This window comes from Rhodococcus opacus B4 (assembly GCF_000010805.1).
In the GTDB taxonomy this organism is placed as follows: Bacteria; Actinomycetota; Actinomycetes; order Mycobacteriales; family Mycobacteriaceae; genus Rhodococcus_F; species Rhodococcus_F opacus_C.
Genome location: NC_012522.1, coordinates 3,627,025 through 3,650,808 on the forward strand (window position 1 = coordinate 3,627,025; position 23,784 = coordinate 3,650,808).

19 protein-coding genes and 1 pseudogene are annotated in these 23,784 nt (G+C 67.2%); 6 read left to right on the forward strand and 14 right to left on the reverse strand.

The genetic code is table 11. From position 1 onward, the window contains the following. Positions 1-4: 4 nt before the first annotated feature. Together ROP_RS16535 and xsc are read right to left on the reverse strand one after the other, a co-directional pair. On the reverse strand, positions 5-760 hold the full coding sequence (locus ROP_RS16535; protein WP_012690548.1) for a sulfite exporter TauE/SafE family protein: 756 nt from the start codon (positions 758-760) through the stop codon (positions 5-7). Between the two features lie 181 nt (positions 761-941). Then, positions 942-2,750 (reverse strand): sulfoacetaldehyde acetyltransferase, encoded by a 1,809-nt coding sequence (gene xsc, locus ROP_RS16540; RefSeq protein WP_012690549.1) that lies wholly within the window; start codon positions 2,748-2,750, stop codon positions 942-944. A 200-nt stretch (positions 2,751-2,950) separates the two neighbouring features. On the opposite strand from xsc, the gene ROP_RS16545 reads away from it, so the two are divergent. From ROP_RS16545 to ROP_RS16560, 4 genes are read left to right on the forward strand one after another with little or no spacing between them, the layout of a single operon-like run. Beyond that, positions 2,951-3,784 (forward strand): IclR family transcriptional regulator, encoded by an 834-nt coding sequence (locus tag ROP_RS16545; RefSeq protein WP_012690550.1) that lies wholly within the window; start codon positions 2,951-2,953, stop codon positions 3,782-3,784. Positions 3,785-3,794: 10 nt separating this feature from the next. After that, positions 3,795-4,763, forward strand: a complete 969-nt coding sequence (locus ROP_RS16550; RefSeq protein ID WP_012690551.1) for an AAA family ATPase — start codon at positions 3,795-3,797, stop codon at positions 4,761-4,763. A gap of 10 nt (positions 4,764-4,773) precedes the next feature. Beyond that, complete coding sequence (locus tag ROP_RS16555) at positions 4,774-6,483, forward strand: cobaltochelatase CobT-related protein (RefSeq protein WP_012690552.1); 1,710 nt, start codon at positions 4,774-4,776, stop codon at positions 6,481-6,483. Positions 6,484-6,526: 43 nt separating this feature from the next. Beyond that, entirely contained in the window at positions 6,527-7,210 is a 684-nt protein-coding gene (locus ROP_RS16560; RefSeq protein ID WP_012690553.1) for a phosphonatase-like hydrolase, read from the forward strand. Between the two features lie 48 nt (positions 7,211-7,258). Here the strand turns inward: ROP_RS16560 and ROP_RS16565 are convergent, their stop codons facing one another. From ROP_RS16565 to ROP_RS16595, 7 genes are all read right to left on the reverse strand, one after another. Further along, entirely contained in the window at positions 7,259-8,290 is a 1,032-nt protein-coding gene (locus tag ROP_RS16565) for a glutamate ABC transporter substrate-binding protein (protein ID WP_043824857.1), read from the reverse strand. A 38-nt stretch (positions 8,291-8,328) separates the two neighbouring features. Continuing rightward, entirely contained in the window at positions 8,329-9,873 is a 1,545-nt protein-coding gene (locus tag ROP_RS16570) for an amino acid permease (protein WP_012690555.1), read from the reverse strand. Between the two features lie 144 nt (positions 9,874-10,017). After that, the gene (locus tag ROP_RS16575) at positions 10,018-10,677 is read right to left on the reverse strand and encodes a class I SAM-dependent methyltransferase (protein WP_012690556.1); all 660 of its coding nucleotides are present in this window, start codon (positions 10,675-10,677) and stop codon (positions 10,018-10,020) included. Between the two features lie 65 nt (positions 10,678-10,742). Then, entirely contained in the window at positions 10,743-12,311 is a 1,569-nt protein-coding gene (locus tag ROP_RS16580) for an MFS transporter (RefSeq protein ID WP_043824858.1), read from the reverse strand. 47 nt (positions 12,312-12,358) lie between these two features. After that, positions 12,359-13,372 (reverse strand): alcohol dehydrogenase catalytic domain-containing protein, encoded by a 1,014-nt coding sequence (locus tag ROP_RS16585; RefSeq protein WP_012690558.1) that lies wholly within the window; start codon positions 13,370-13,372, stop codon positions 12,359-12,361. A 66-nt stretch (positions 13,373-13,438) separates the two neighbouring features. Beyond that, positions 13,439-14,047, reverse strand: a complete 609-nt coding sequence (locus ROP_RS16590; RefSeq protein ID WP_012690559.1) for an IclR family transcriptional regulator — start codon at positions 14,045-14,047, stop codon at positions 13,439-13,441. 47 nt (positions 14,048-14,094) lie between these two features. After that, positions 14,095-14,595: a flavin reductase family protein gene (locus ROP_RS16595; protein ID WP_012690560.1), complete on the reverse strand. Its 501-nt coding sequence runs from the start codon at positions 14,593-14,595 to the stop codon at positions 14,095-14,097. A 528-nt stretch (positions 14,596-15,123) separates the two neighbouring features. On the opposite strand from ROP_RS16595, the gene ROP_RS16600 reads away from it, so the two are divergent. Further along, complete coding sequence (locus ROP_RS16600; protein ID WP_012690561.1) at positions 15,124-16,248, forward strand: mandelate racemase/muconate lactonizing enzyme family protein; 1,125 nt, start codon at positions 15,124-15,126, stop codon at positions 16,246-16,248. 91 nt (positions 16,249-16,339) lie between these two features. Here ROP_RS16600 and ROP_RS44160 read toward each other — a convergent pair whose 3' ends face one another. Further along, the gene (locus ROP_RS44160) at positions 16,340-18,151 is read right to left on the reverse strand and encodes an aldolase/citrate lyase family protein (protein WP_012690562.1); all 1,812 of its coding nucleotides are present in this window, start codon (positions 18,149-18,151) and stop codon (positions 16,340-16,342) included. Positions 18,152-18,219: 68 nt separating this feature from the next. Next, positions 18,220-18,872 (reverse strand): annotated as a pseudogene (locus tag ROP_RS16610) (fumarylacetoacetate hydrolase family protein). Between the two features lie 392 nt (positions 18,873-19,264). Here ROP_RS16610 and ROP_RS16615 point away from each other — a divergent pair. After that, a complete protein-coding gene (locus ROP_RS16615; protein WP_012690565.1) occupies positions 19,265-20,647 on the forward strand; it encodes an MFS transporter in 1,383 nt (460 codons plus the stop codon). Between the two features lie 108 nt (positions 20,648-20,755). On the opposite strand, the gene ROP_RS16620 is transcribed toward ROP_RS16615, so the two are convergent. The 3 genes from ROP_RS16620 to ROP_RS16630 form a co-directional block, all read right to left on the reverse strand. Continuing rightward, on the reverse strand, positions 20,756-21,559 hold the full coding sequence (locus tag ROP_RS16620) for an IclR family transcriptional regulator (protein ID WP_012690566.1): 804 nt from the start codon (positions 21,557-21,559) through the stop codon (positions 20,756-20,758). Between the two features lie 123 nt (positions 21,560-21,682). Further along, on the reverse strand, positions 21,683-23,212 hold the full coding sequence (locus tag ROP_RS16625) for an aldehyde dehydrogenase (NADP(+)) (RefSeq protein WP_012690567.1): 1,530 nt from the start codon (positions 23,210-23,212) through the stop codon (positions 21,683-21,685). Between the two features lie 66 nt (positions 23,213-23,278). Next, on the reverse strand, positions 23,279-23,779 hold the full coding sequence (locus ROP_RS16630; RefSeq protein WP_012690568.1) for a flavin reductase family protein: 501 nt from the start codon (positions 23,777-23,779) through the stop codon (positions 23,279-23,281). Positions 23,780-23,784 lie beyond the last annotated feature (5 nt).

Below are 23,784 nucleotides of genomic sequence, written 5' to 3' on the forward strand. Positions count from 1 at the left end.
CCGGTCACCGCAACGCCACCTGCACGAGGACGGCGGCGCCGAGGAAGCCGAGTAACCACAGCACGCGCTGGCGGACCTGCTCGGCGGTGGTGCGGTCGAACAGCCATTTCCCGGCGGCGGCGCCGAACATGCAGAGCGGCGTGAACAGGGCGATCTGCGCGAGGACGGGCACGGTGAGCAGACCGCCCGCGGCCGATCCGGCGGCGCCGAATGCGTCGATGACGAGGAAGAACACGACGAGCGACGCGCGTCCGGCGGCGACGTGGGAGGACGCGGAGAAGTACATCAGGACGGCGGGCGGACCACCGAGGGCGAAGCCGCCGTTGAGGAGGCCGGACGCCACTCCGGTCGCGGCGGTCGTCCCGGGGCCGGGCAGCGACTGCCGGTCGGGGACGGCGGCCATGGCGACGGCGGATCCGATGATCGCGACACCGAGCAGCACCCGCACCAGGTCGCCGGACAGCTGCGTGAGCGGCCACATTCCCAGCGGCATACCGATCAGCGTGCCGGCGAACAACCAGCGCAACGACTTCCAGTGCACCTGTCGCCACACCTGAGGCAGCATCGCCGCGCTCGCGACGACCTCGAGGACGAACACGGTGGGGATCACCGACGTCGGCGGGAGCAGGACGACGAGTCCCGCCACCCACACCATCGCGCCGCCGAATCCCCCGAAGCCGCGGACGACACCGCCTGCCACCACGACGCCGAGCGCGAAGAGAAGGGCGGGCAGCGACAGATCCCACACCGTTGATGCCACGAAACGCCACCGTCCACTTCCACTTCGCCATTACCTTCGACAACGAATTGTGGGATGCCGGCGCCGGTAGGACCAGATCCAGTCCGCGACGGATCGTCGGTACCAGGGCACGCGAAGGTGGCCCCCGGCTGCCTGCGCCGGGGACCACCTGGTGCGGTGCTGGATTACCCGCGGTGCGGGATTACACGTAGTCCTTGTACTTGTCGAGCAGGCGCACCGGCTTCGACAGCGCGTCGCGGCGGAAGGGGTCGCCGAGTTCGCGGGTGCACATGATCTCGATGACCGTCGTCTTGCCCTCGTTCATCTGTGCGGCGACCGCACGCTGCAGTGCGGGACCGACCTCTTCGAGCTTGTCGACGACGATGCCCTCGGCGCCCATCGCCTGTGCGATCCCGGCGAAGGATTCGCTCTCGAGCTCACCGGCGACGAAGCGGCGGTTGTAGAAGTCGACCTGGTTCTTCTTCTCCGCACCCCACTGGCGGTTGTGGAACACCACCGCAGTGACGGGGATGTCGTGGCGGACCGCCGTCATGACCTCACCGAGGCTCATGCCCCACGCGCCGTCGCCGGCGTACGCGATCGCGGGCCGCTCGGGCGCCGCCGCCTTCGCGCCGATGACGGTCGGCAGTGCGTAGCCGCAGTTGCCGAAGCTCATCGGGGCGAGGAAGCTGCGCGGCTTCTCGAACCGCAGGTAGCTGTTGGCGACCGAGTTGATGTTGCCGATGTCCGTGGAGACCATCACGTCCTCCGGCATGGCCTTCTCCAGCTCACGCAGCACCTGGCGCGGGTGCAGCCAGTTGCCGTCCTCGCCTTCCTGTTCGGCGATCATGTCGAGGCTGAACGGATCACGCTCGTGGGTCCACTCGTCGAGTTCCTTCTCCCACGCGGCCTTCTCGGCGACGATCTTCTTGCTGCGCTCCTCGCGGTTGGAATCGCACGCGAGTGCCTTGCCCTCGAGCCGCTCGGTGAGCGCCACCGCGGCGGCCTTCGCGTCGCCGCAGATCCCGACGGACACCTTCTTGACCAGGCCGAGCATCTTGTGGTCGGCGTCGATCTGGATGATCTTGGCGTTCTTGGGCCAGTAGTCCATGCCGTGCTGGGGCAGCGTGCCGAAGGGGCCGAGGCGGGTGCCGAGCGCGAGCACCACGTCGGCCTGGCTGATCAGCTTCATCGCGGCCTTCGACCCCTGGTAGCCCAGCGGGCCGGTCCACAGCGGGTGGCTGGCGGGGAACGAGTCGTTGTGGAGGTAGCTGTTGACGACTGGCGCACCGAGACGCTCGGCGAGCGCCTTGCACTCCTCGACGCCGTCGGCCATGACCACGCCGCCGCCGGAGACGATCACCGGGAATTCGGCCTGGGCCAGCAGTTCCGCTGCCTCGTTCAGGCTCGACTCGCCGCCGGGACCGCGGTCGAGCCGGGTGGGCTTGGGGATCTCGGTCTCGATCTCGCCGTAGAAGAAGTCACGCGGAATGTTGAGCTGCGTGGGGCCCATCTCCGACATCGCACGGTCGAAACAGCGGCCGGTGAACTCGGCCATGCGCTTCGGGTTGTTGACGTGACCCTGGTACTTGGTGAACTCCTGGAACATCGGGAGCTGGTTGGCTTCCTGGAAGCCGCCGAGGCCCGTTCCCATGGTGCCGGCCTCGGGGGTGACGATGACGACGGGGCTGTGCGCCCAGAACGCGGCGGCGATCGCGGTGACGCAGTTGCTGATGCCCGGACCGTTCTGACCGATCACCATGCCGTGCCGTCCGCTGACCCGGGCGTATCCGTCGGCCATGTGTCCCGCGCCCTGCTCGTGGACGACCGGGACGAGCCGGATTCCGGCGGGAGCGAAGATGTCCATCGCATCCATGAAGGCGGACCCCATGATGCCGAACATGTCCGTCACGCCGTTGGCGACCATCGTCTCGACGAACGCCTCGGACGGTGTCATCTTCTGTACACCGGTGACCGCGGTGCGATCGGCACCGTTCTTCTTCTTGCTCATGCGTGATCCTCCTTCAGGGGTACGCCGGAAACGGCAGAGAATGTCAAAAATCGGAACGTTTCGTTCGTGATTTTGTGATGTGCAGTGACAGTAGGCCACGTCACAGCGCTTCGTCAATGGATGTTCCTAAAACTGGAACGGGATGTATGATTTTTCGATACACGACGCGTAAGCGCCGCCATTCCGTCCGAGGAGGAACCGTGGGTGAGATTCACCGGATCAGCGAGTCGAACGGGCACCCGACCACGGAGCTGCCCGGGGACACACCGACGCTCCGCCTGTTCGCGCTGCTCGAAATGATCGCGTCCAAGGACCAGCTGTTCACCCTGCAGGGGCTCGTGGAGGAGACCGGCATGGCCAAGCCGACCCTGCACCGCATGCTCCAGCAGCTCGAGGGGGCCGGCCTCCTCACCCGGCAGAACAACGGCCGGCACTACGGCACCGGGGTCCGCCTGCGCCGCTTCGCCGAGAACCTTCTGCTCAACGACACGCACCACGGCGCCCGGCACGCGATCCTGCGAAACCTCGTCGCGGAACTCGGCGAGAGTTGCAACGTGACCACCCTGTCGGGCAGCGAAGTGGTATACCTCGATCGCGTGGAAACCCCGGAGCCCCTTCGGTTTACACTCCACGCGGGATCGCGGGTGCCCGCACACTGCTCGGCGAGTGGCAAGATGATCCTGTCTCAACTCAGCCCGGCGCAGCGCGGGCGACTGCTCGGGCGGATGCCGCTCGAGAGGTACACCAACAAGACGGTCACCGACGTCGAGCTCATCGAATCCGAACTCAAGCAGGTCCGCCGGGACGGCTACGCGATCGACGACGAGGAGTTCCTGCCCGGCCTCGTCTGCGCGGCGGTGCTCGTTCCCTGCGTCACAGGCAATTCCAATCTCTGCATCGCGGTCCAGGCCCCGGTCATGCGACTCACCCCCGACAAGGCGCTCAAGCTCCTGCCGGCACTGCGGCGGGCAGCCGACGCCATCGGTGAGATCGAGAACGAGGTCACGGGCATCGAATCGACAGACATGAACTGAAGGAGGGCGCATGCCCGAAATGACCACCGCGGCCCCCAGCCACCTGGTGTCCGTGCGCGAACTGTTCGGTCTCGACACCGACCTGACGGTGCGCGCGTTCCGCGAACCCACCGAGCACGTCCCCGACATCGACCCCGCGTACCGTTTCGATCACGCTGTGACGACCGCCCTGCTCGCCGGATTCGGCCGGAACCGCCGGGTGATGGTGCAGGGATTGCACGGCACCGGCAAGTCCACGCACATCGAACAGGTCGCGGCCCGGCTCAACTGGCCGTGCGTCCGCGTCAACCTCGACGGACATCTCAGCCGCCTCGACCTGATCGGCAGGGACGCCGTCGTCCTCCGAGACGGCAAGCAGGTCACCGAATTTCAGGAGGGCATCCTCCCGTGGGCGCTGCAGCGGCCCGTCGCCCTGATTCTCGACGAGTACGACGCCGGTCGACCCGACGTCATGTTCGTGATCCAGCGCCTGCTCGAGCGCGACGGAAAGCTCACGCTGCTCGATCAGAACAGGGTGCTGTCGCCGCATCCCGCCTTCCGCCTGTTCGCCACCGCCAACACCGTCGGACTGGGCAATCTCAACGGCCTGTATCACGGTGCGCAGCGGCTCAATCACGCGCAGATCGATCGCTGGAACATCGTCGCGACCCTCGATCACCTGCCCGCAGAGCAGGAGATCGACATCGTGTCCGCGCGGGTGCCGTCCCTGGGCCGGGAGCTCATCGCGTCGATGGTCGCCGTCGCCAACCTGACCCGCAACGGGTTTCGGGTCGGAGACCTGTCGACGCTGATGTCGCCGCGGACGGTGATCACGTGGGCCGAGAACATCGAGATCTTCCGCGACCCGGCACTGGCCTTCCGGCTGTCGTTCGTCAACAAGTGCGACGAAGCCGAGCGGCCCGTCGTCGCCGAATACTTCCAGCGCTGCTTCGACGCGGAACTGGACCGCTCGGCGCTGCTCGCGACGAGCGTGGCCTGAGTCCGCGGTCATGGCAGAACTGTCCGCACTCGACACGGTGCGCGGTCAGCAGCAGGTACACGAACGCTGCGCCGCCGCGATCCGGGCCCTTTCAGGCCAGGGCGAGTTGCACTTTCGCGGGCCGGTGCTCCATCGCGGGCACCGGCGCGTGCCGATGCCCGCCCCACACCTGCACCCGTCCTTCGCCCGCGACGACGTCACGTCCTTCCGCGGCGCGAGCGACGGCATGGCCCTGCGACTGCTCCACACCGACCCCGCTCTGCATCGAAGCCTGTGCCCGGAGGACACGCCGGCACGGCTGATCTTCGAGACCCTGGAACAGTTCCGGGTCGAGTCGCTGGCCGCGGACGCGATGGGCGGGGTGCGCGCGAATCTGGCCCACCGCTTCGCGCAGTGGTCGGAGGAGTTCGTGGCGTCCGGGCTGACGGAGACCGTGCACGGCTTACTGCTGTTCACGGTGACGCAGATGTGCCGGGCCCGGATCACCGCCGAGCCGATCCCCGAGACCACCGAGGACCTGATCGAGTCGACCCGCTTCGCCCTCGCCGCCATCCTCGGTGACCACCTTCCGCCCCTGCGCCGAACCCGGTTCTCGCAACACGACTTCGGCATGCATGCGCTGGCCGTCGCCGACGTGATCGGCAGCCGGCTGGAGTCCGTCGCCGATCCGGACGACTCCGACGACGCCCGGCGCGACGAGCAGGCCGCGACGTTCTCCCTCATCTTCGACTTCGAGCCGGACGAGCACGAGGCCTTCGCGACCGCGGCGTCGGGGCACAGCCGCGCACTCGGTGACGGCGGGGACGGCTACCGCGTGTTCACCCGCGCGTACGACGAGACACGGGAAGTCGCGTCGCTCGTCCGGCCCGCACTGCTCGAGGAGTACCGCCGACGGCTCGACCTCACCATCGACAGCCGGCACATCAACGTCCGGAAACTCGGACGGCAACTGAAGGCGCTGCTGTCGGATCCCGTCCGCGACGGCTGGGAAAGCGGCAAGGAGGAGGGCTACATCGACGGTCGCCGGCTCGCGCAGCTCGTCACCTCGCCCACCGAACGCAGACTTTTCGCCGCCGAACGCACCGAACCACGGACCGACGCCACGGTGACCTTCCTCATCGACTGTTCGGGTTCCATGAAGGAGTTCAGCGAACCGGTTGCCGCCCTCGTCGACGTGTTCGCCCGGGCCCTCGAGTTGGCCGATTCGAGCTGCGAGATCCTGGGTTTCACGACCGCCGCGTGGAACGGGGGCCGAGCCCGCAAGGAGTGGCTCCGGTCCGGACGCCCCGGCCACCCGGGACGACTCAACGAAGTGCGGCAGCTGGTGTTCAAGGACGCGGACACCACCTGGCGCCGAGCGCGCCCCGCTATCGCGGGACTGCTGAAGAACGACCTGTTCAAGGAGGGCGTCGACGGTGAGGCCGTCGACTGGGCGTGCACACGGTTGCGCGACCGCGCCCCGGGCAGACGGCTGCTGTTCGTGATCTCGGACGGCAGCCCACTGGACGGCGCCACCGCGCTGGCCAACGACGAGTTCTACCTGGACCACCACCTGCAGATGGTGGTCGAAAGGCACGAGGACGAACGAGCCGTCGAGGTGTACGGGCTGGGGGTCGGGCTGGACCTGAGCCCGTACTACGACCGTTGCCGGACGCTCGATCTGTCGCACGGAACCACCAGTGACGTCATTGCCGACGTGCTGTCGATGATCGCCCACTGACAGGCGCACCTGTGAAGGGCTCAACAGTGAAGGAGTTCCACCCATGACCGCACCCCGGGTTTCGCTGGTTACCTTGGACATTGCCGGAACGAGCGTCGACGAGGGCGGCGCCGTGTACGTCGCGTTGCGCGACACCGTCGAGAACTACCTCGGCGCGCCGATCCCGGACGACCGGTTCGACCGCTGGAAGGGCACCGGGAAAAGGCAGGCCATCGAGGGGCTGCTGCGGGAGAGCGGCGTCCCGGCCGACACCGCCGTCCTGGACTCCGTCGAATCCGAGTTCACCGCCATGCTCCTGGGCGCGTATCGGAAGACGCCGCCGACCGCACTGCCGGGAGTCGCCGACGCCTTCGCCACGTTGCGGGAGCGTGGCATCAAAGTCGTTCTGCAGACCGGATACTCACGCGGAATCGCGGAACCGCTGCTCGAGCAGGTCGGCTGGGAGGTCGGCCGAGACATCGACGGCGTGATCACCAGCGACCAGGTGCGGATGAGCCGGCCCTCGCCGTATCTCATCTTCCGTGCCATGGAACTCGCCGGGGTGCAGAGCGTCGACGAGGTCCTCGTCGGCGGCGACACCCCCAACGACCTGCGCGCCGGCACGAACGCCGGGGCGCGGTACGTGGTCGGGGTGCTGACCGGTGCCCACGAAGCCGACACCCTGAGCCCCGAACCCCACACGCACATCCTGGAGAGCGCCGCGAAGATTCCCGCACTGCTGGGCTGAGCGACGAGTGTGGGCCGGTTCTGCCGTGCAGGACCGGCCCGCGCCCCGTCAGTCCCGGTAGCTCGGCGCCGGTGGTCCCGCCGTCGGCCCCAGCAGGCCCAACCACCGGTCGTACAGGCGATTCCACGTCCCGTCCTCACGCATTCGCTCCAGGGTGCCGTTCACGAAGCGCACCAGAGCGTCGTTGTTCTTGTTGGCGACGACGCCGTACGGCTCCAATTCCAGATTCGGGCCGACGATTTCGAGATTCGGATCCTGCGCCGCGAGACCGGCGAGGATGGAGTTGTCGGTGGTCGCCGCGTCGGCCTGGCCCAGCTGCAGCGTGGTCAGGCAATCGTCCCAGTCGGGAACCGCCACGATCGTGGCTTCGGGTGACACCCGCTGGATCGTGGCGAGGGACGTGGTGTCGATGAAGGTACACACCCGTTTGCCGGCCAGGTCCGTGGGAGAGGAGATGCCGGATCCCTCCGGTACGAGCAGCCGCTGAAACGCCTCGAAGTACACGGACGAGAAGCCGACCCGGGCGGCCCGCTCGCACGTGATGGAGGTGGCGTGCACCACGAGGTCCACGTCGTTTCTTTCCAGTGCGTCGAACCGGCCTGCCGACGTCAGCAGACGGAATTCCACCTTCGACGGGTCGCCGAAGAGATCGCGGGCGATCTCCCGCGCCAGGTCGATGTCGAACCCCGACAGCGTGCCCGTCTTGGGATCCCGGAAACTGAACAGGTTCGTGTTCTGGTCGGTTCCGACGATCAGCCGCCCCCGCGCACGGATCGCGGCCAGCGCCGAGCCCGGCGGCGCCCTCTCCGGCCGCAAGCCGGGATCGGGTCGCAGGCTCGACAGTGCGCCGCAGGACGAGGGATCCGGCGGGGGCGCCGGGGCGCTACTCGCGGGCGGCAGGATCTCCGCCCCGTCCGGTAGTGAGTACCCGGAGTAGTCGCCGGTGAGGGGTGGGGGCAGCGCCGCCGGTGCCGCGCAGGCCGCACCGAGCAAGACCGCACCGAGCAAGACCGCCGCGACGAGCACCGCCCGGCACCGCAGGAGCGGGCCGGCCGGGGTTCGTCTCCACGATCTCGTCATCGGCTGCTGCGCGTTCGATCAGGTCACGGCACGAGTGTTCACGACTGCCTCCGGTGGCGATGGGAATTCGGCTCCTGTTGGGCCGCCGCGGCCAGTTCGATGTCCGAGCCGCCGAGCGTCTCCACCGACTCGATGCGCTTCTCGGCCTGCGAGACGGACTCGTCCGCCGAACCGACCGGGGGAGCGGCGGACAGCGATTCGTCGTCGACGCCCGCCTTGCCCAGCGACCTGCGCACCTCGTAGCTGATCAGGATGGCCACCAATGTCAGACCACTCATCAGGAACTGCGAGCGGGTGCTCGGCAGGAAGGCCATCGCGAGGATGACCGTGGCCATCAGTGCGATGGTGGCGTAGCTCAGCCACGGGAACAGCCACATCCGGAGTTGCAGTGCCGCGGGATCCTCGCGCTCGAGCCGCCGGCGGAGCACCACCTGGGAGACGGCGATCAGCAAATACACGAACAGCGCGACGGCGCCGTAGGAGTTGACGAGGAAGTTGAAGACGATGTCGCCCCACACGTACGTGCAGGCGACGGAGATGTAGCCGATGGTGGTGCCGAGCAGAATCGCACGACGGGGCACGCCGTTGCGGGAGAGCTTCGTGAAGAACTTGGGCGCATCGCCGTTCCGGGTGAGCGCGAACAACATTCGCGACGTGGTGTACAGCGCCGAGTTCAGGCAGGACAGGACCGCGGTGAGGACGATGAAGTTCATGATCGTGGCGACGCCGGGAATTCCGAGTACCTCGAGCACCGAGGCGTACGGGCTCACCCCGACACTCTCGGTGTCCCACGGCTGGATCGTGACGACCACGAGAATCGACCCGACATAGAACGTCACGATCCGCGCCACGATCGACCGCATGGCCCGGGCGACAGCACGTTTCGGTTCCTCCGACTCCGCGGCGGCGATCGTCACGATCTCCGCCCCGGTGTAGAAGGCGACGCAGGGGACGACCGCGGCGAGCACCGCTCCCCAGCCCAGCGGGGTGAATCCGCCATGACTGACGAGGTTGCCGAGTCCCGGCGTCGAATCAGGCCACAATCCGGTGATCCAGAGGGCGCCCATCCCGAGGAACAGGACGATCGCGACCACCTTGATCGAGGAGAACCAGTATTCGAACTCGCCGTAGGAGCGGGCGGACACCATGTTGGTGGCCGTCAGCAGCAGCATCAGCCCCAGGCTCAGCAACCACAGCGGCACCATCGGTATCCAGAGTTGCAGGATCCGGCCGCCGGCGATGGCCTCGACCGCCACGACGATGACGAAGAAGTACCAGTACATCCACCCCGTCGCGAACCCGGCCCGACGCCCCAGCGCCTGGCGGGCGTAGACGTAGAACGATCCGACCACCGGCCTGGCCACCGCCATCTCCGCCAGCATCCGCATGATCAGCAGCGTGATGATGCCTGCGAGGAGGAAGGAGATGATCGCGGCGGGTCCCGCGCCGCCGATGACGACGCCGCTGCCCACGAACAGGCCCGCACCGATCACGCCACCGAGGGCGATCAGGTTCATGTGCCGGCGTTTCAGGCCTTTTCCGAGACCGGAACTGTCGGTGTGTTCGGGAACGGTACTGTCCACATTTTCCTCCAGGGGGCGACGACCGAATGCATGTGATCCACGTCACTTATTTGGTGGATCAACTCACCCTACGACTCGGAAACAGGGCCCGCCCAGAGCCAGATCGGAGGGGAGCGCAGGAACCAGGGACGCACCCTCGCGTCCCTAGATCCGGGTGATCGTCGCCAACCAGGCGGGCACGCCGTCCTCGGCGAACGTCGTCTCGATCCGGCTCGGCTCGACGGCCTCGACCTTCCAGCCGCCGCGGCCGAACGCCGCCCTCAGCTCGTCCTCGCCGACGGGATGCGGGCCGCTGTCTTCCGGGCCGGCATCGCTGAAACACAGCACGTACAGGGTTGCCCCGGGACGGGTCACCGACGCCACACTCGTGACGTAGTCATTCCGCTCGTCGCCCTCGAACGTGTGGAACAGGCCGCAGTCCAGCACAGTCTCGAACGAGCGCCCCAGCCGATCCAACTCGAACGCGTCGCCCACCACGAACTCGGCGTCGATTCCGCGCGCCCCGGCCTTCTCCCGCGCGATCGCCACCGCGGTCTCGGCGACATCGACACCCAGAACCCGCGACCCCAGCGACGCGACATGAAGTGCATTGTCGCCGGTTCCGCAGCCCGCATCGAGTACCGCGCCGGCGAATCTCCCGTTCGAGGCCAGGTGGACGATTGCCGGTTGCGGCCGTCCGATGTCCCACGGAGCGGGGCCGTTCTGGTACGACGCATCCCAGGGCTGACCGGCCCGTTGCTCGTGTGTGGTCGGCTGCCGGCCGCCGAACGGGTCGTCGGCGGGCGTGCCTGATCGCTCGGACATCTGCGTTCCTTCCCACAGCGACAGATCTCAGCGCTCGATATCTCAGTGCTTGATTCCGAGCACGATCACACGGGATCCCGCACGCGCATCATGCGGAACGAATTGAGGAGCCCGAGGACACCGGCCAGAATCGGAACCAGCAACGCTATCTGCAGGGCGAGAGGTCGCGCCTCCGTGTTGATGCGGATGATCTCGTCCTGAATCTCCGGGGGCTGGTCGGCCAGCAATTTCTCGAGTTGGGTGGTGCTCATGACTTCCGCATCGTTTTCGAGCACCTGCGCGACGTGCTGCTGGTCCCCCGGGGGGAGGACGGTGCTCGATTGCGCCATCGCGGTGAAGGTGACGGACAGCGTCGCCAGCATGATGGCGCCCGCGAACGCCAGCCCGAACGACAGCCCGAACGACCCCGCCGCCGAATTGGTGCCCGCGGCCTCGCTGACCCGTTCGTCCGAGATCGGCGCGAGCGTGTAGTTGTTGAGTTGCGACACCAGCAGTCCCAGCCCCGAACCGGCGACGATCAGCGGGACCACCAGAGCCCAGCCGAACTCCGCCCGGGGCACGATCGGGACCAACGCCACCACCCCGATCGTGAGCAGTACGAATCCCCACCGGATGATGCCGCTGGGACGACGGTCGCCCGCCTTCTTCCCCGCGAGCAACGCGACCGCGAACATGCTGAGGGACAGGGGCGCGAGCGACAACCCCGCCTGCATCGCGTTGTACTCGAGCACCATCTGCAGGTAGATCGGCAACGCAATCATCGTGCCGCCCAGCGCTATCTGCTGGAGCATCTGCCCGGTGATCCCCATCCGGAAGACCTTGGACGTGAACAGGTCCGGGTCCAGAAGTGTCGGTTCGCCGTGCCGCTTGCGCCGCACGAGCCACCACGCCAGTCCGGCCAGTGCCAGCGCACCGAGCACCAGGAGCGCGGCAACGGCTTCGCCGCCCTCCTGCCACACCAGGATGCCCAGCACGATGCCGCCCATGCCCAGCACGGAGAGCGCCGCACCGACCGTGTCGACGCCCCGCGGTCCGGTGTACGGCACATCCCGGACGAGCCTGATGCCGGACAGCACAACCACGATGACGACCACCTCGAGCACGAAGGCGATGCGCCAGGAGAGGTAGGTGGTGATGAATCCTCCGAGCAGCGGTCCGACAGCCGCGGCGATCGCCGCCGCCGCCCCGACGAGAGCGTAGACCTTCTTCTGGGCGTCTCCTGCGAAGTTGCCGTGGATGAGGGACTGCATCGCGGGCAGCAGCAGTGACGCGCCGATACCGCCCAGCACCGCCCAGAACAGGATGATTGCCGTCAGGCTCTGCGCGAGTGCCATCGCGGACGCACCCACCGCGTACCCGAGCAGACCCAGCACGTAGGCGCGTTTACGACCGATGAGATCGCCGACCTTGCTGCCGATCAGGATGAACGCTGCCGAAACCAGTGCCTCGAGGGCGATCGCGGCCTGGACGCCGCTGACGGTCGTGTCGAGATCTCGAACCACCGACGAGATCGACACGTTCATCAAGGAGGTGTCGACCACCAGCACGAACATCGCCATCGCCAGCAGGAGGGCGAGCAGACGTTGTCCACCCGCCGCCCGCTCGGAACCGCTGGTCGTCGATTCTTCGGTCATCGGACACCCACCGATTCTTCGGGCGCGGGCCCGCGCGTTCTCGAGGTTCACATGGTGAGGACCATGCGATAGCGTGCCTTCCCTTCCTCCATCGCAGCGTAGGCCTCCGCGGCCTGGACCAGGGGTCGTTCCTCGATTCGGGCGCGCACCCCCGACAGGACAGCGAAGTGCATCGTCTCCTCGACGTCGCGGGCCGTGCCGGAAGGATGACCGGTCACGTCGATACCGGGGGTGATCAGCTGCAGCGGGCTGATCGGCAGCGGGTCGGGCGTGACGCCGACGACGATGAGTTCTCCGTGGGGAAGCAGCCCGCCGACCGTGTCACCCATGGCCTTCGAGTTCGCCGCTGTCGCCAGGACGACCGAGACACCGCCGAGCGCCTGCAATGCGTCGCTGACGTCGCCGGCAGTGGAGTCGACGTAGTGGTGCGCACCGAGGTCGCGGGCGTCGTCGCCCTTGTGCGCGCCCCGGGCGATGGCAATCGTCTCGAATCCCATCGCCCGGGCGAACTGCACACCGAGGTGTCCGAGCCCACCGACACCGAGGACGGCGACGCGGTCACCCGGGACCGCCCTGGTCTTGCGCAGCGCGTCGTACGTGGTGACCCCGGCGCAGCTCATGGGTGCGGCCTCCGCGAAGGACAGCTCGTCGGGGATACGGGCCAGTGCATTGGCCGGCGCGGTCACGGACTCGGCATAGCCGCCCGGGTACTGCCAGCTCGGAACCTGCAACTTCTCGCAGTTGATGAACAATCCCTTGCGGCAGGGGATGCACTTGGTGCAGTGACCCCCGAACCAGCCCACCGCCACGCGGTCACCGACGGCATAGTTGTCCACACCGTCCCCGACCTCGGCGATCGTTCCGGCGATCTCGTGACCGGGTGTCAGCGGCCACGACATGTCCGGGAACCCGCCTTGAACGAACCCGTGGTCGGTGCCGCACACGCCGCACGCCGCGACGGCGATGCGCACATGGTCGCGCGGGGGCGACACCGTTTCGACCTCGACCAGCGTCAACGGTTCGCCGGGGCCCTGGACGTGAACAGCCTGATGGGTAGGCATCTGCATCCTCACTGTCTGTGGGTGGTCAGCTCAGGCCCAACGGTGCCGTCGAGGCCCGCGTTTCAGTCAAACCCCTCGGCGGAACTCCTGACAAGAGTCGGTGCCGCTTCTAGGCGATCGCCGAATCCTGCCAGAAGGCGTCGACGAGACGGTCGCGTCGAGCTTTTCGGGCAGTCGGCCGACGATCTTCTTGATCGGCCACTCGGCCAGCAGGACTTTGCCGCTGGAGCTGGCGTGGAGTGGATACCGTTTGCCGATCATGTGATCGGACGTCCGGGACGAGGTGCCCACGACGTGCGTACCGGCGGCCTCGGCGATGAGGTCGAGTTCGTCCTTCGCATTCGGCACCGACAAGGTCACGGTCTCATTGAACTCGTCGGCCAGCTCCTGCAGCAGCGGCTGAGCGCGCGCGGCCAGACCGGTGTAGGGGTCGGCGTGCCGCCCGAGTCGGGACATTTCCGAGCCGAGGATGTAGTTGTTGTCGATGCGGTCCACCAAGCCGGTCCGCTCGAAGCTGTGCAGCAGGCGAAACGCGGTGGGGCGGGAAATTCCGACCGCTTTCGCCAGCGTGCTCACCGTCGCGCCGGTCCTCGGTCGGGAAGCGAGTTCGCGCAATAGCCGAACGGCCTTGGTCACCGACTTGTTCACGAGTTCTGCCGGTTCGCCGGCCTTCACCCGCGCCTCACCTTTTCTCCCGCGGCAAGGACTGCGCCGGACATGGATCAGGCGGCGGTGAGTTGCCGGATACCGCCGAGCCGGCCCTGATGGAAGACCAGGGGCTCACCGTGCCCGGTGTCCATCTGCAGAACCCGGGCGACGACGATGACATGATCACCGCCGTCCAGTTCGTGAACGACCTCGCAATCGACGAACGCATGCGCCCCCTCGATCCGCGGCGACCCGGACTCCGACAACGACCACTCGATATCAGCGAACTTGTTCGGCTGCTTTCTCGACAACGCCCGGCACACCGACTCCTGACCGGCGGCCAGAACACTCGCGCACAACCGGCCCGCCGCCCGCACCTTCGGCCAGCTCGTCGAGGTGTGCGCGACACTGAAACTGACCAGCGGCGGATCCAGCGACAACGACTGGAACGTGCCGACCACCAGGCCACACGGGAACTCGGCGTCCGCGGTGATGCCGGACAACGCGACCACACCGGTGGGCAGATTTCCCATCACGTTGCGGTAGTGCGCCTGATCGATGGTGGAAGTAAGCATGGGGGCTCCTCTTCGGTTCGTGCGCTGGCGCGGACGCCGGTGGGGTCAAGGAAGCGAACTCGATAACGTTCATAATGTGAACGCTTCGTTCAAACTGGTTCAAGTATTGCGTCCTGGGTCACACCCTGTCAAGCATTTGGCAGCTGCCGGTCGAGCGCATCAGCCGCCCGCGTCCAGGTGGCGCTTCGAGGTTGTCCACGACCAGCGCAGTCCGGAGTGCCAGCTCGGCCCGGGCGGCAGTGACCGGCACGAGCGTGACCGGGGACCGCCTTGACGCCCCATGCGGTGCATGTCACAATTTCGAACGTTAAGTTCGGTATATGAACGCTGTTGGTGCAAATCCCCTTTCTCGTCGGTTGCATCGCGCGAAGCTCGGTCTCGTCCACCGGTGCAACGGTCACGATCACCGTGAAGACCCCGTGCACATGCGCCGCATCGGCCCATCGGCCCCTGGCGCCCGCCGAGCGCGCCGATTAGCCACCCGGCTCACGGTCGGCGCCTCGGTCTCACAATGAACAAGGAGAACAGGTGAAAATCTCGCAGATCGAACTCTTCCAGGTGGACTTGCCGTACTCGGGCGGTGTCTACCTGCTCTCGGGCGGCCGTTCGTACACCTCCTTCGACGCCTCGATCGTCCGCATCACCACCGATGACGGGCACCAGGGATGGGGCGAGAGCACCCCGTTCGGCTCCACCTACATCGCCTCCCATGCGCTCGGCACCCGCGCCGGCATCGCGGAAATCGCACCGCATCTCCTCGGCCGGGACCCGCGTCAGGTCGACCGGATCAACGACGCCATGGACGAGGCACTCGTCGGCCACAACCACGCCAAGACCGCCCTCGACGTGGCGTGCTGGGATGTGTTCGGCAAGTCCGTCGGTCTTCCGGTCGCCGAACTCCTCGGCGGCTCGACCGGTGTTCCGATGCCGATGATCTCCTCGATCTACGCGGGCGAGCCCGAGGAGATGCGCCGCCGGGTCGCCGACCACCGCGCCAAGGGGTACCGCGGCCACTCCATCAAGATCGGGGCACTCGACAGCGAGGGTGGACCCGCGCTCGATGCGGAGCGGATCGCCGCATCCCTCGCCGACAAGCAGCCCGGCGAGTTCTTCCTGGTCGACGCGAACGGCGGGATGCTGCCGGAGACCGCGCTGCGCATGCTGCGGATGCTCCCGCCGGGCCTGGATTTCGTGATCGAGGCGCCGTGCGCCACCTGGCGGGAGACGATGTCGCTGCGCCAGCGCTGCCCGTACCCGATCATCATCGACGAACTGGCCCAGCAGGACGACGACATCGCCTTCGCCTTGTCCCACGATGTCGCCGACGGGATCGGGCTGAAGATCTCCAAGGCCGGCGGATTGACCCGCGGCCGTCGCCACCGTGACATCTGCCTGTCGGCGGGAATGACCGTCAGCGTGCAGGACACCGTCGGCTCGTCCATCGCGTTCGCGGCGATCGTGCAGCTCGGTGCCACCGTTCCGCCGCGCACACTGCGGTGCGTCCTCAACTGCGAGGACATGGTCACGCTGCAGACCGCGCGGTTCGACGTGCTGACAGGAGGCGGCGGCATCCTGCCCCCGACCGCACCCGGACTCGGGATCGAGGTCGACGAGGCCGTTCTCGGCGACCCGGTCGCCGTGTGGAGCGCCTGACCTGACAGAAAATCCCGCGTCGGGATGAGTGTTTCTCACCCCGACGCGGGATTCCTTTTCCTTCAGCGCAAGAACTTACGCGGCCACGATGTCAGAGACCGGCACCCTGTGCGGCATACGATCCGCGCGCCTGCGCCAACGACGCCCGCGCTCCATCGTGAAGCAGTTCGTAGTCGGCAGCGAGAGCGACAGTCCGGATGCCGTTTTCGGTACAGGCCGCCGTCATTTTCGGACTACCCCCGTAGGCCGCGACGTCCAGTCCCCGGCGGGTGCATGCCTGCACGATGGCGCGAACGGCATCGAAAGTGGTTTCCCCCAGCACATCCGAGGCGGGACCGGCTAGGGACAGTGTGAGGTCGGCGGTACCGATGAGGATTCCGTCGAGCCCAGGCGTCGCGCAGATCGCGTCGGCTTCGGCGAGGCCGTTCGCGTCCTCGATCATCAGGTAGACCCGTTGCGGGGGCGCGGCGGCCGGGCGGAGCGCTGCCCGAACCGGCCCCCACGAACGGTGCCCCGCGGGGGCGTAGCGACAGCAGGCCACCGCCTCACGTGCTTGGGCGGCCGAGCCGATCTGGGGCACGACCACGGCGTCGGCCCCCATGTCGAGCGCCCAGTTGGCCTGTGCGTAGTTCGTCGCCTGCGTACGCACCCAGGCCTCGGCGCCGGAGCCCTGCACGGCGGCGAGCAGCGGCACGACGGAGTCCGTCCCTATGGCGCCGTGCTGCAAATCGATGACAGCCCAATCGAAACCCGTGCGAACCATGAGTTCGGCGGCGAACACGGAGTCGAGCGTCAGCCACGCTCCGAGCGAAGGCGGGGGCGCGGTCACTGCGCGGCGGCCGGTGGAACGAGCACGAGTTTCGGTGTGCTTCTTGGCGAGGAAGTCCTCCTGCGCGCGAACGATGTCGGACAACGGGTAGGTGGCCGAGACGACCGGACGGATTTCGTCCCGCTCGATGTATCCGATGAGGTTCTCGAACACCACGTCGTCCTGGAAGGTGCACCCGAACAGCGTGAGGTCCCGGAGGTACACCGTCCGCAGGTCGATCTCGGAGATCGGCCCGCCGATGGCACCGGCGACGGCGTACCGCCCACCCGTGCGCAACACGTCGAGCAGTTGTGGCCACTGCGGTCCGACGACGAGATCGATCACCACATCCACCGATCCGGCGCCGAGCGCTCCGATCAGGTCGGCTCCGCGCTCGACGATCCGGTCGGCGCCTTGCGCCTTCACCTCGGCCGCCTTGTCGGCCGAGCACACGGCGATCACCGTGGCGCCGCGTCGCTTGGCGAGCTGGACCGCGGCGAGTCCGACACCGCCCGATGCGCCGGTGATCAGCACGCGTTCGGCCCCGACCGCGGCACGGTGCAGCATGTTCTCGGCGGTGGAGTAGGCGCACGGTAGCGCCGCGAGCTCGGCGTCGCTCCAGTCGCAGTCGACCGCGTAGGTCTCCCGCGCCGGCGCCACCGCGTACTGCGCGAACCCGCCGTCGCATTCGCTGCCGAAGGTCCAGCATTCGTACGGACGGTAGTCGACGTAGCTGCGCAGCATGGTGCGCACGAGGACCCGTTCACCGATGCGGTCGGGGGAGACACCGTCGCCGACCGCGACGATGCGTCCGCACACGTCCGCACCCTGGATCCGGGAGAATTTCAGGGTGGTGCCGGACCAGCTGGCATCGTCGTCGTCAACCGACTCGAAGCCGCTCGCACCGCCGGAGCTCGTCTCGGACGTGATCGTCTTCGAATACCACCCGATGCGGGTGTTGATGTCGGTGTTGTTGATTCCGGCGGCGGCGACCGCGATCAACAACTCGCCCTGATCAGCTTGGGGGACAACGACGTCGGTGCGGTATTCGAGTTTGTCGAGTCCGCCGTGCCCGGTGAGGAGAACTGCGGTCATGTGTTCGGGTAACAAGGTTCGCTCCGTCTGCTGGTTCTGGGATGGGCGCTGTGGAAGGGGTACCCCGATCACATCAGGGCGACCGATTCGCTGGAGGTGAAGGTCTGGACGAGTTCGCCGATCTCGGTGATGCGGCTGCGCAGCACGTCCCCGGGACCGAGGAACCGCTGCGGCGTCCGGCCCACTCCGACGCCGGCGGGCGTGCCGGTGAACAGCACGTCGCCGGGATAGAGCTCGAGGATGTGCGACAGGTGCTCGATCAACGCCGGAACGGGAAGATCATCTGGGAGGTGCGGCCGCCCCGTCCGATGACGACTACGAGTTCGACTTCCCAGTCCACCGTGTCCGAGGGAAGCGGCACCGTCGTGACGGGGCCCGTGATCGCCGAGGCGAATTTGGTGAAGATCACCGGCGACTCGGGTCGCTCCACCCCGGACTCCGCCGCGTGGTCGGCATAATTCAATCCGACGGCGAACACCTGGCGCGGCGACGGCGTCGGCGCCCCGATCCGGCCCGGGTCGATCCCGCCGCCGGGCGCAGGGCTGATTCGGTCTCGGTTACCGGTGTACCAGGTAACGAACTCCGCCCACCGCTCGTAGATCTTCTGCGGTGCCGAAGAAAAATACCCGTGGCTTTCTGCTTCGACGTCGACGAGGCCACCACGCGTCGAGACCTGGAGACGGCCATCGAGATTGACCACCCGCACCTGAACTTCTCCCATCGTCTGCGCTGGCTGTCCGATTCCGTGGACAGTTCGATTCCGTGGACCGGGAATGCTCTCACTTTGTGAACAGTGCGTTCATTGTGTGTTTGTCGATACTGCGGCCCAGGTCACAGCTTGTCAAGGCGGAGGCCGGCACCCGACCGCCCGCGACAACCGTCTCAACAAGCACTTTACGCACTCGACCAGCGTCAGCGCCCGAAAGCGAGGGGCCCTGCGCAACTGTGACGCTTCGAGGTCTTGACGAGGCCTGAGGCCCATGTCACACTTTTGATCGTTACGTTCACTTATTGAACGTACATACTTCATTCCCCGCCTTTCCCCATCCCGGACGGCATTCGCACCGTCCACGTCGGCTGTCATGCCGACGCGCACCAGCAAGGAGTGACCTGGTGACGATTACCAACACGGATTCCGTCGGAGAGTATGAGGACGGCCCTGTCGGCACGAAGGCCGACCAGGGTCCGGTCGACAAGCAACGGTTCGTGGTCAAGCTGACCGGCGTCATCGCCGGTGGCATGTTCATCGACGGCTACATCCTCGGCGTCGTCGGCACCGTCATCGGTGCCATCACGCTCGATTTGCAGATGTCGCTGTTCTGGGAGGGGCTCATCGGCGCCTCCGCGCTGATCGGCATCTTCGTCGGCGGCCCACTCGGCGGCTGGCTCGCCGACAAACTCGGCCGCAAGCCGCTGTTCGCGATCGACCTGGCGATCTTCATCGCCGGTTCGGTCCTGCAGTTCTTCGTCGACTCGGCGTGGCAACTGTTCGCCGTCCGGCTACTGATGGGCATCGCGATCGGTGCCGACTACTCGGTCGGCTGGCCGCTGCTCGCCGAGTTCTCACCCCGCCGGTTGCGCGGCAAGCTTCTGTCCCTGTGCGAGGTCGCCTGGTACATCGGATTCGTGCTCGCCTTCGTCATCGGTTACGTGATGAGCACCGTGTGGTCCCTCGACTGGCGCATCATTCTCGGCACCAGCACCGTTCCCGCGGTGATCCTGTTCCTGGCCCGGCTGGGCATGCCCGAATCCCCACGGTGGCTGATGAACAAGGGCCGCACGGAGGAAGCGACGACCATCGCGCACGCGTACCTCGAGGACCCGACCGACGTCGTCGACATCACCAACGAGCCCACCCGCCAGGGCACGTTCCGAATGTTGTTCGCCCCGGCATACCGGCGGGCCACGATCTTCATCTCCGTCTTCTGGTTCTGCTGCGTAGCACCGTATTTCGCGATCGCCACGTTTGCCGCGAGCGTGCTGTCGGACTACGGTCTCGGCGACGGACTCGTCGGCGCCATCGGCGTCAACGGACTCGCCCTGGTCGGTGTCGTGGTCTCGGTCGTTCTCATCGAACGCATCGGTCGCCGGAAGCTGACCATCCCGCAGCAGTGGGTGTGTGCGGTGGTCTTGTTGATCATCGGACTCTGGTCTTCGGCTCCGCCCGCGGTGGTGCTGGTCTGCTTCCTCGTCTTCGCGTTCTCGAACGCCATGTGCACGGCACTGACCGGCGTGTATCCGGGCGAGATCTTCCCGACCGAGATCCGCGGTCTGGGAACCGGTTTCGCGACCGCATTCAGCCGAATCGGCGCCGGCCTCGGCACGTTCCTGCTGCCCTGGTCGATGCACAACCTCGGCGGCGGGACCACGATGGTGATCGCCGCAGGCATCTGCGTCGTCGGTGCCACCGTCTCCCAGGTCCTCGCCCCCGAAACCATGGGCCGCAACCTCAGCGAAACCTCCGCGCCGCGGGACCCGCAGCCCGCCCGCACCTGACCGATACCGTCTCGCGAAATCGCGAGAGGCTACATCCACAGCGCCGGAAACCGGAGTCCGTACCAGGGCTCCGGTTTCCGGTGTTTTACGCGACGCGGCCGGGCGAGTTCATTCGCCTACCGCGTCCTGCCAGAACACCTCGACGAGGCGCTCGACCATGGCCTGCATCTGGTGGAGAGCTTCGGGAATGCGGTCGCGACCGAAGCGGTAGCGGGGACCGTTGAGCGTCAAGATCGCCACCAGAGTGCCCGAGGAGTCCCGCACCGGCCGGGACAGCGATATGAGCTCTTCTTCGAGTTCGTTGTCGATGACGCCGAACCCCTGCTCGCGGACCTGGTCGAGTTCCCGGAGCAGAACGGCCCGGTCGGTGATGGTCTGAGGGGTATAGGCCTCGAGCTTTTCGGGCAGCAACGCGAGCACCTTGTCCCGCGACATCTCGGCGAGCAGTACCTTGCCGGTGGAGCTGGCGTGCAGCGGATACTGCTGGCCGACCATGTGGGAGGACATGCGGCTCATGATGCCGACCACGTGCGACCCGGAGGCCTCGGCGACCAGGTCCAGGCCGTCGTGCGAATTCGGCACGGACAGCGTCGCCGATTCGTTGAATTTGTCGGCCAATTCCTGCAGCAGCGGTTGCGCGCGGGCGACGAGCCCGGCGTAAGGGTCGGCGCGCCGGCCGAGCCGGGCCATTTCCCAGCCGAGGATGTAATTGTTGTCGATCCGGTCCACGAGCCCGGTCCGTTCGAGGCTGTAGAGCAGACGGAAGGCGGTGGGCCGGGAGATTCCGACGCCCTTCGCGAGCGTGGTCACGGTGGCGCCGGTGCGCGGATGTGCGGCCAATTCCCGTAGCAGCCGAACGGCTTTGGTCACCGACTTGTTCGTCATCTCAGTCGGTTCGGGTACTTCGCTCATGCCACCCCTTCGTCGTGTCGGTGCGCACCGCACCATCAGGCACGCGCTTCCACGACCACTCTACCGCCCCAGCGTTCATATAGTGAACGCTGGGGCGGTAGAGGGGGAACTACTCTTCGATTGTCAGGACCGGGCGCGACCCCAGGTGGAGGATTCGCCGGCGGTGTTGACGGTGCGGGGAACCTGCAGGGGGTTGCGTTCCTGAATCGGTGCGGGCAGGAGCACCTCCGGCGCGTCCTGGTAGGTGACCGGGCGCAGGAATCGGCGAATCGCGGTGGTGCCCACCGAGGTATGCGAGACGGCGGTGGTGGCGGGGTAGGGACCGCCGTGGTGCTGCGCGGGGGTGACCGCGACGCCGGTGGGCCAGCCGTTGAACACCAGTCGACCGGCGCGGGTGGCCGCGATCCGGGTGAGCCGGCGGAGTTGGTCGCGTTCGTCGGAGGTCGGTTCCGTGCGAGTGTGGACGGTCACCGTCAGGGTGCCGTCGACGTCGCCCAGAACTCGGTTCACCTCGTCCTCGGTGCCGTATTCGGCGATGATCGCAGCCGGGCCGAAGCTCTCCTCGAGGAGCGTGTCCGCGTGGGCGATCAGCTGCTCGGCGGTGGTGCGCAGCAGGGTCGGGGTGACCTCGGGCACTCCGCTCTCGCCGGTCGATGCGGTGCCCTTGACGAGGACCTCGACCCCGGGTGCCGCGGCGGCCTCCTCGATCCGATGGTGGTAGCCCTCGGCGATACTCGCGGTGAGCATCCGCGCGGCGGGCACCTGCTGGGCGAGGGCGGTGATCTGCTCGGTGACCGGCGAGCCGACGGGCACCAGCAGGATGCCGGGCTTGGTGCAGAACTGTCCCGCCCCGAGTGTGAACGAGCCGACGAAACCGGATGCGATCGCCTCGCCGCGCTCGTCGAGGGCACCGGCGGTGACGACGGCCGGGTTGACGCTGCCGAGCTCACCGAAGAAGGGGATCGGGTTGGGCCGGGCGGCGGCGATGTCGAACAGGGCACGGCCACCGGCGACGGACCCGGTGAACGCGGCCGCCGCGATCCGTGGATCCTTCAGCGCTCCGACTCCGGCCGTGCGTCCACCGATCAAGGCGAACGTGCCCTCGGGGGCGCCGGCACCGGCCAGCGCCTCGGTGACGATCGCCGCGGTGGCGGCGGACGTGCGGGGATGGCCGGGATGGGCCTTGAGCACCACCGGGCAGCCGGCGGCCAGCGCGGAGGCCGTGTCGGTGCCGGCGACGGAGAACGCGAACGGGAAGTTGCTGGCGGCGAAGACCAGGACCGGGCCCACGGGGATCTGATACCGGCGCAGGTCGGGGCGGGCGCCGAGGACGAAGTCGGGATCGGCGCGGTCGATGATCACGTCCAGGAAGGTGCCGTCGATCAGTTCCTCGGCGAACATCCGCAACTGCACACAGGTGCGGTTCAGTTCCCCGGTCAGCCGGGCCTGGGGAAGCCCGGTTTCGGCGATGGCCTCGGCGACCAGCCCGTCCGCGTGCGCCTCGAGGGCGCCGGCGATCGCGACGAGCACGACGGCGCGATCGTGGGGAGTGCGATCCTCCCAGAGCGGTGCGGCGGCGGCCGCGGCGTCGAGGATGCTGTCGAGTTGCGCGTCGGTGGTGTCCGACTCGATCGAATGAGCGGTGTCAGTCATGAAATGCGTGATCCTTTTCTGAAGACGAGGCGCACGCCGGGGTGCGGCGCAGCCGGGGGGTGTAGGTCAGGCGGCGGTGAGTTGCCGGATACCGCCGAGCCGGCCCTGATGGAAGACCAGGGGCTCACCGTGCCCGGTGTCCATCTGCAGAACCCGGGCGACGACGATGACATGATCACCGCCGTCCAGTTCGTGAACGACCTCGCAATCGACGAACGCATGCGCCCCCTCGATCCGCGGCGACCCGGACTCCGACAACGACCACTCGATATCAGCGAACTTGTTCGGCTGCTTACTCGACAACGCCCGGCACACCGACTCCTGACCGGCGGCCAGAACACTCGCGCACAACCGGCCCGCCGCCCGCACCTTCGGCCAGCTCGTCGAGGTGTGCGCGACACTGAAACTGACCAGCGGCGGATCCAGCGACAACGACTGGAACGTGCCGACCACCAGGCCACACGGGAACTCGGCGTCCGCAGTGATGCCGGACAACGCGACCACACCGGTGGGCAGATTTCCCATCACGTTGCGGTAGTGCGCCTGATCGATGGTGGAAGTAAGCATGGGGG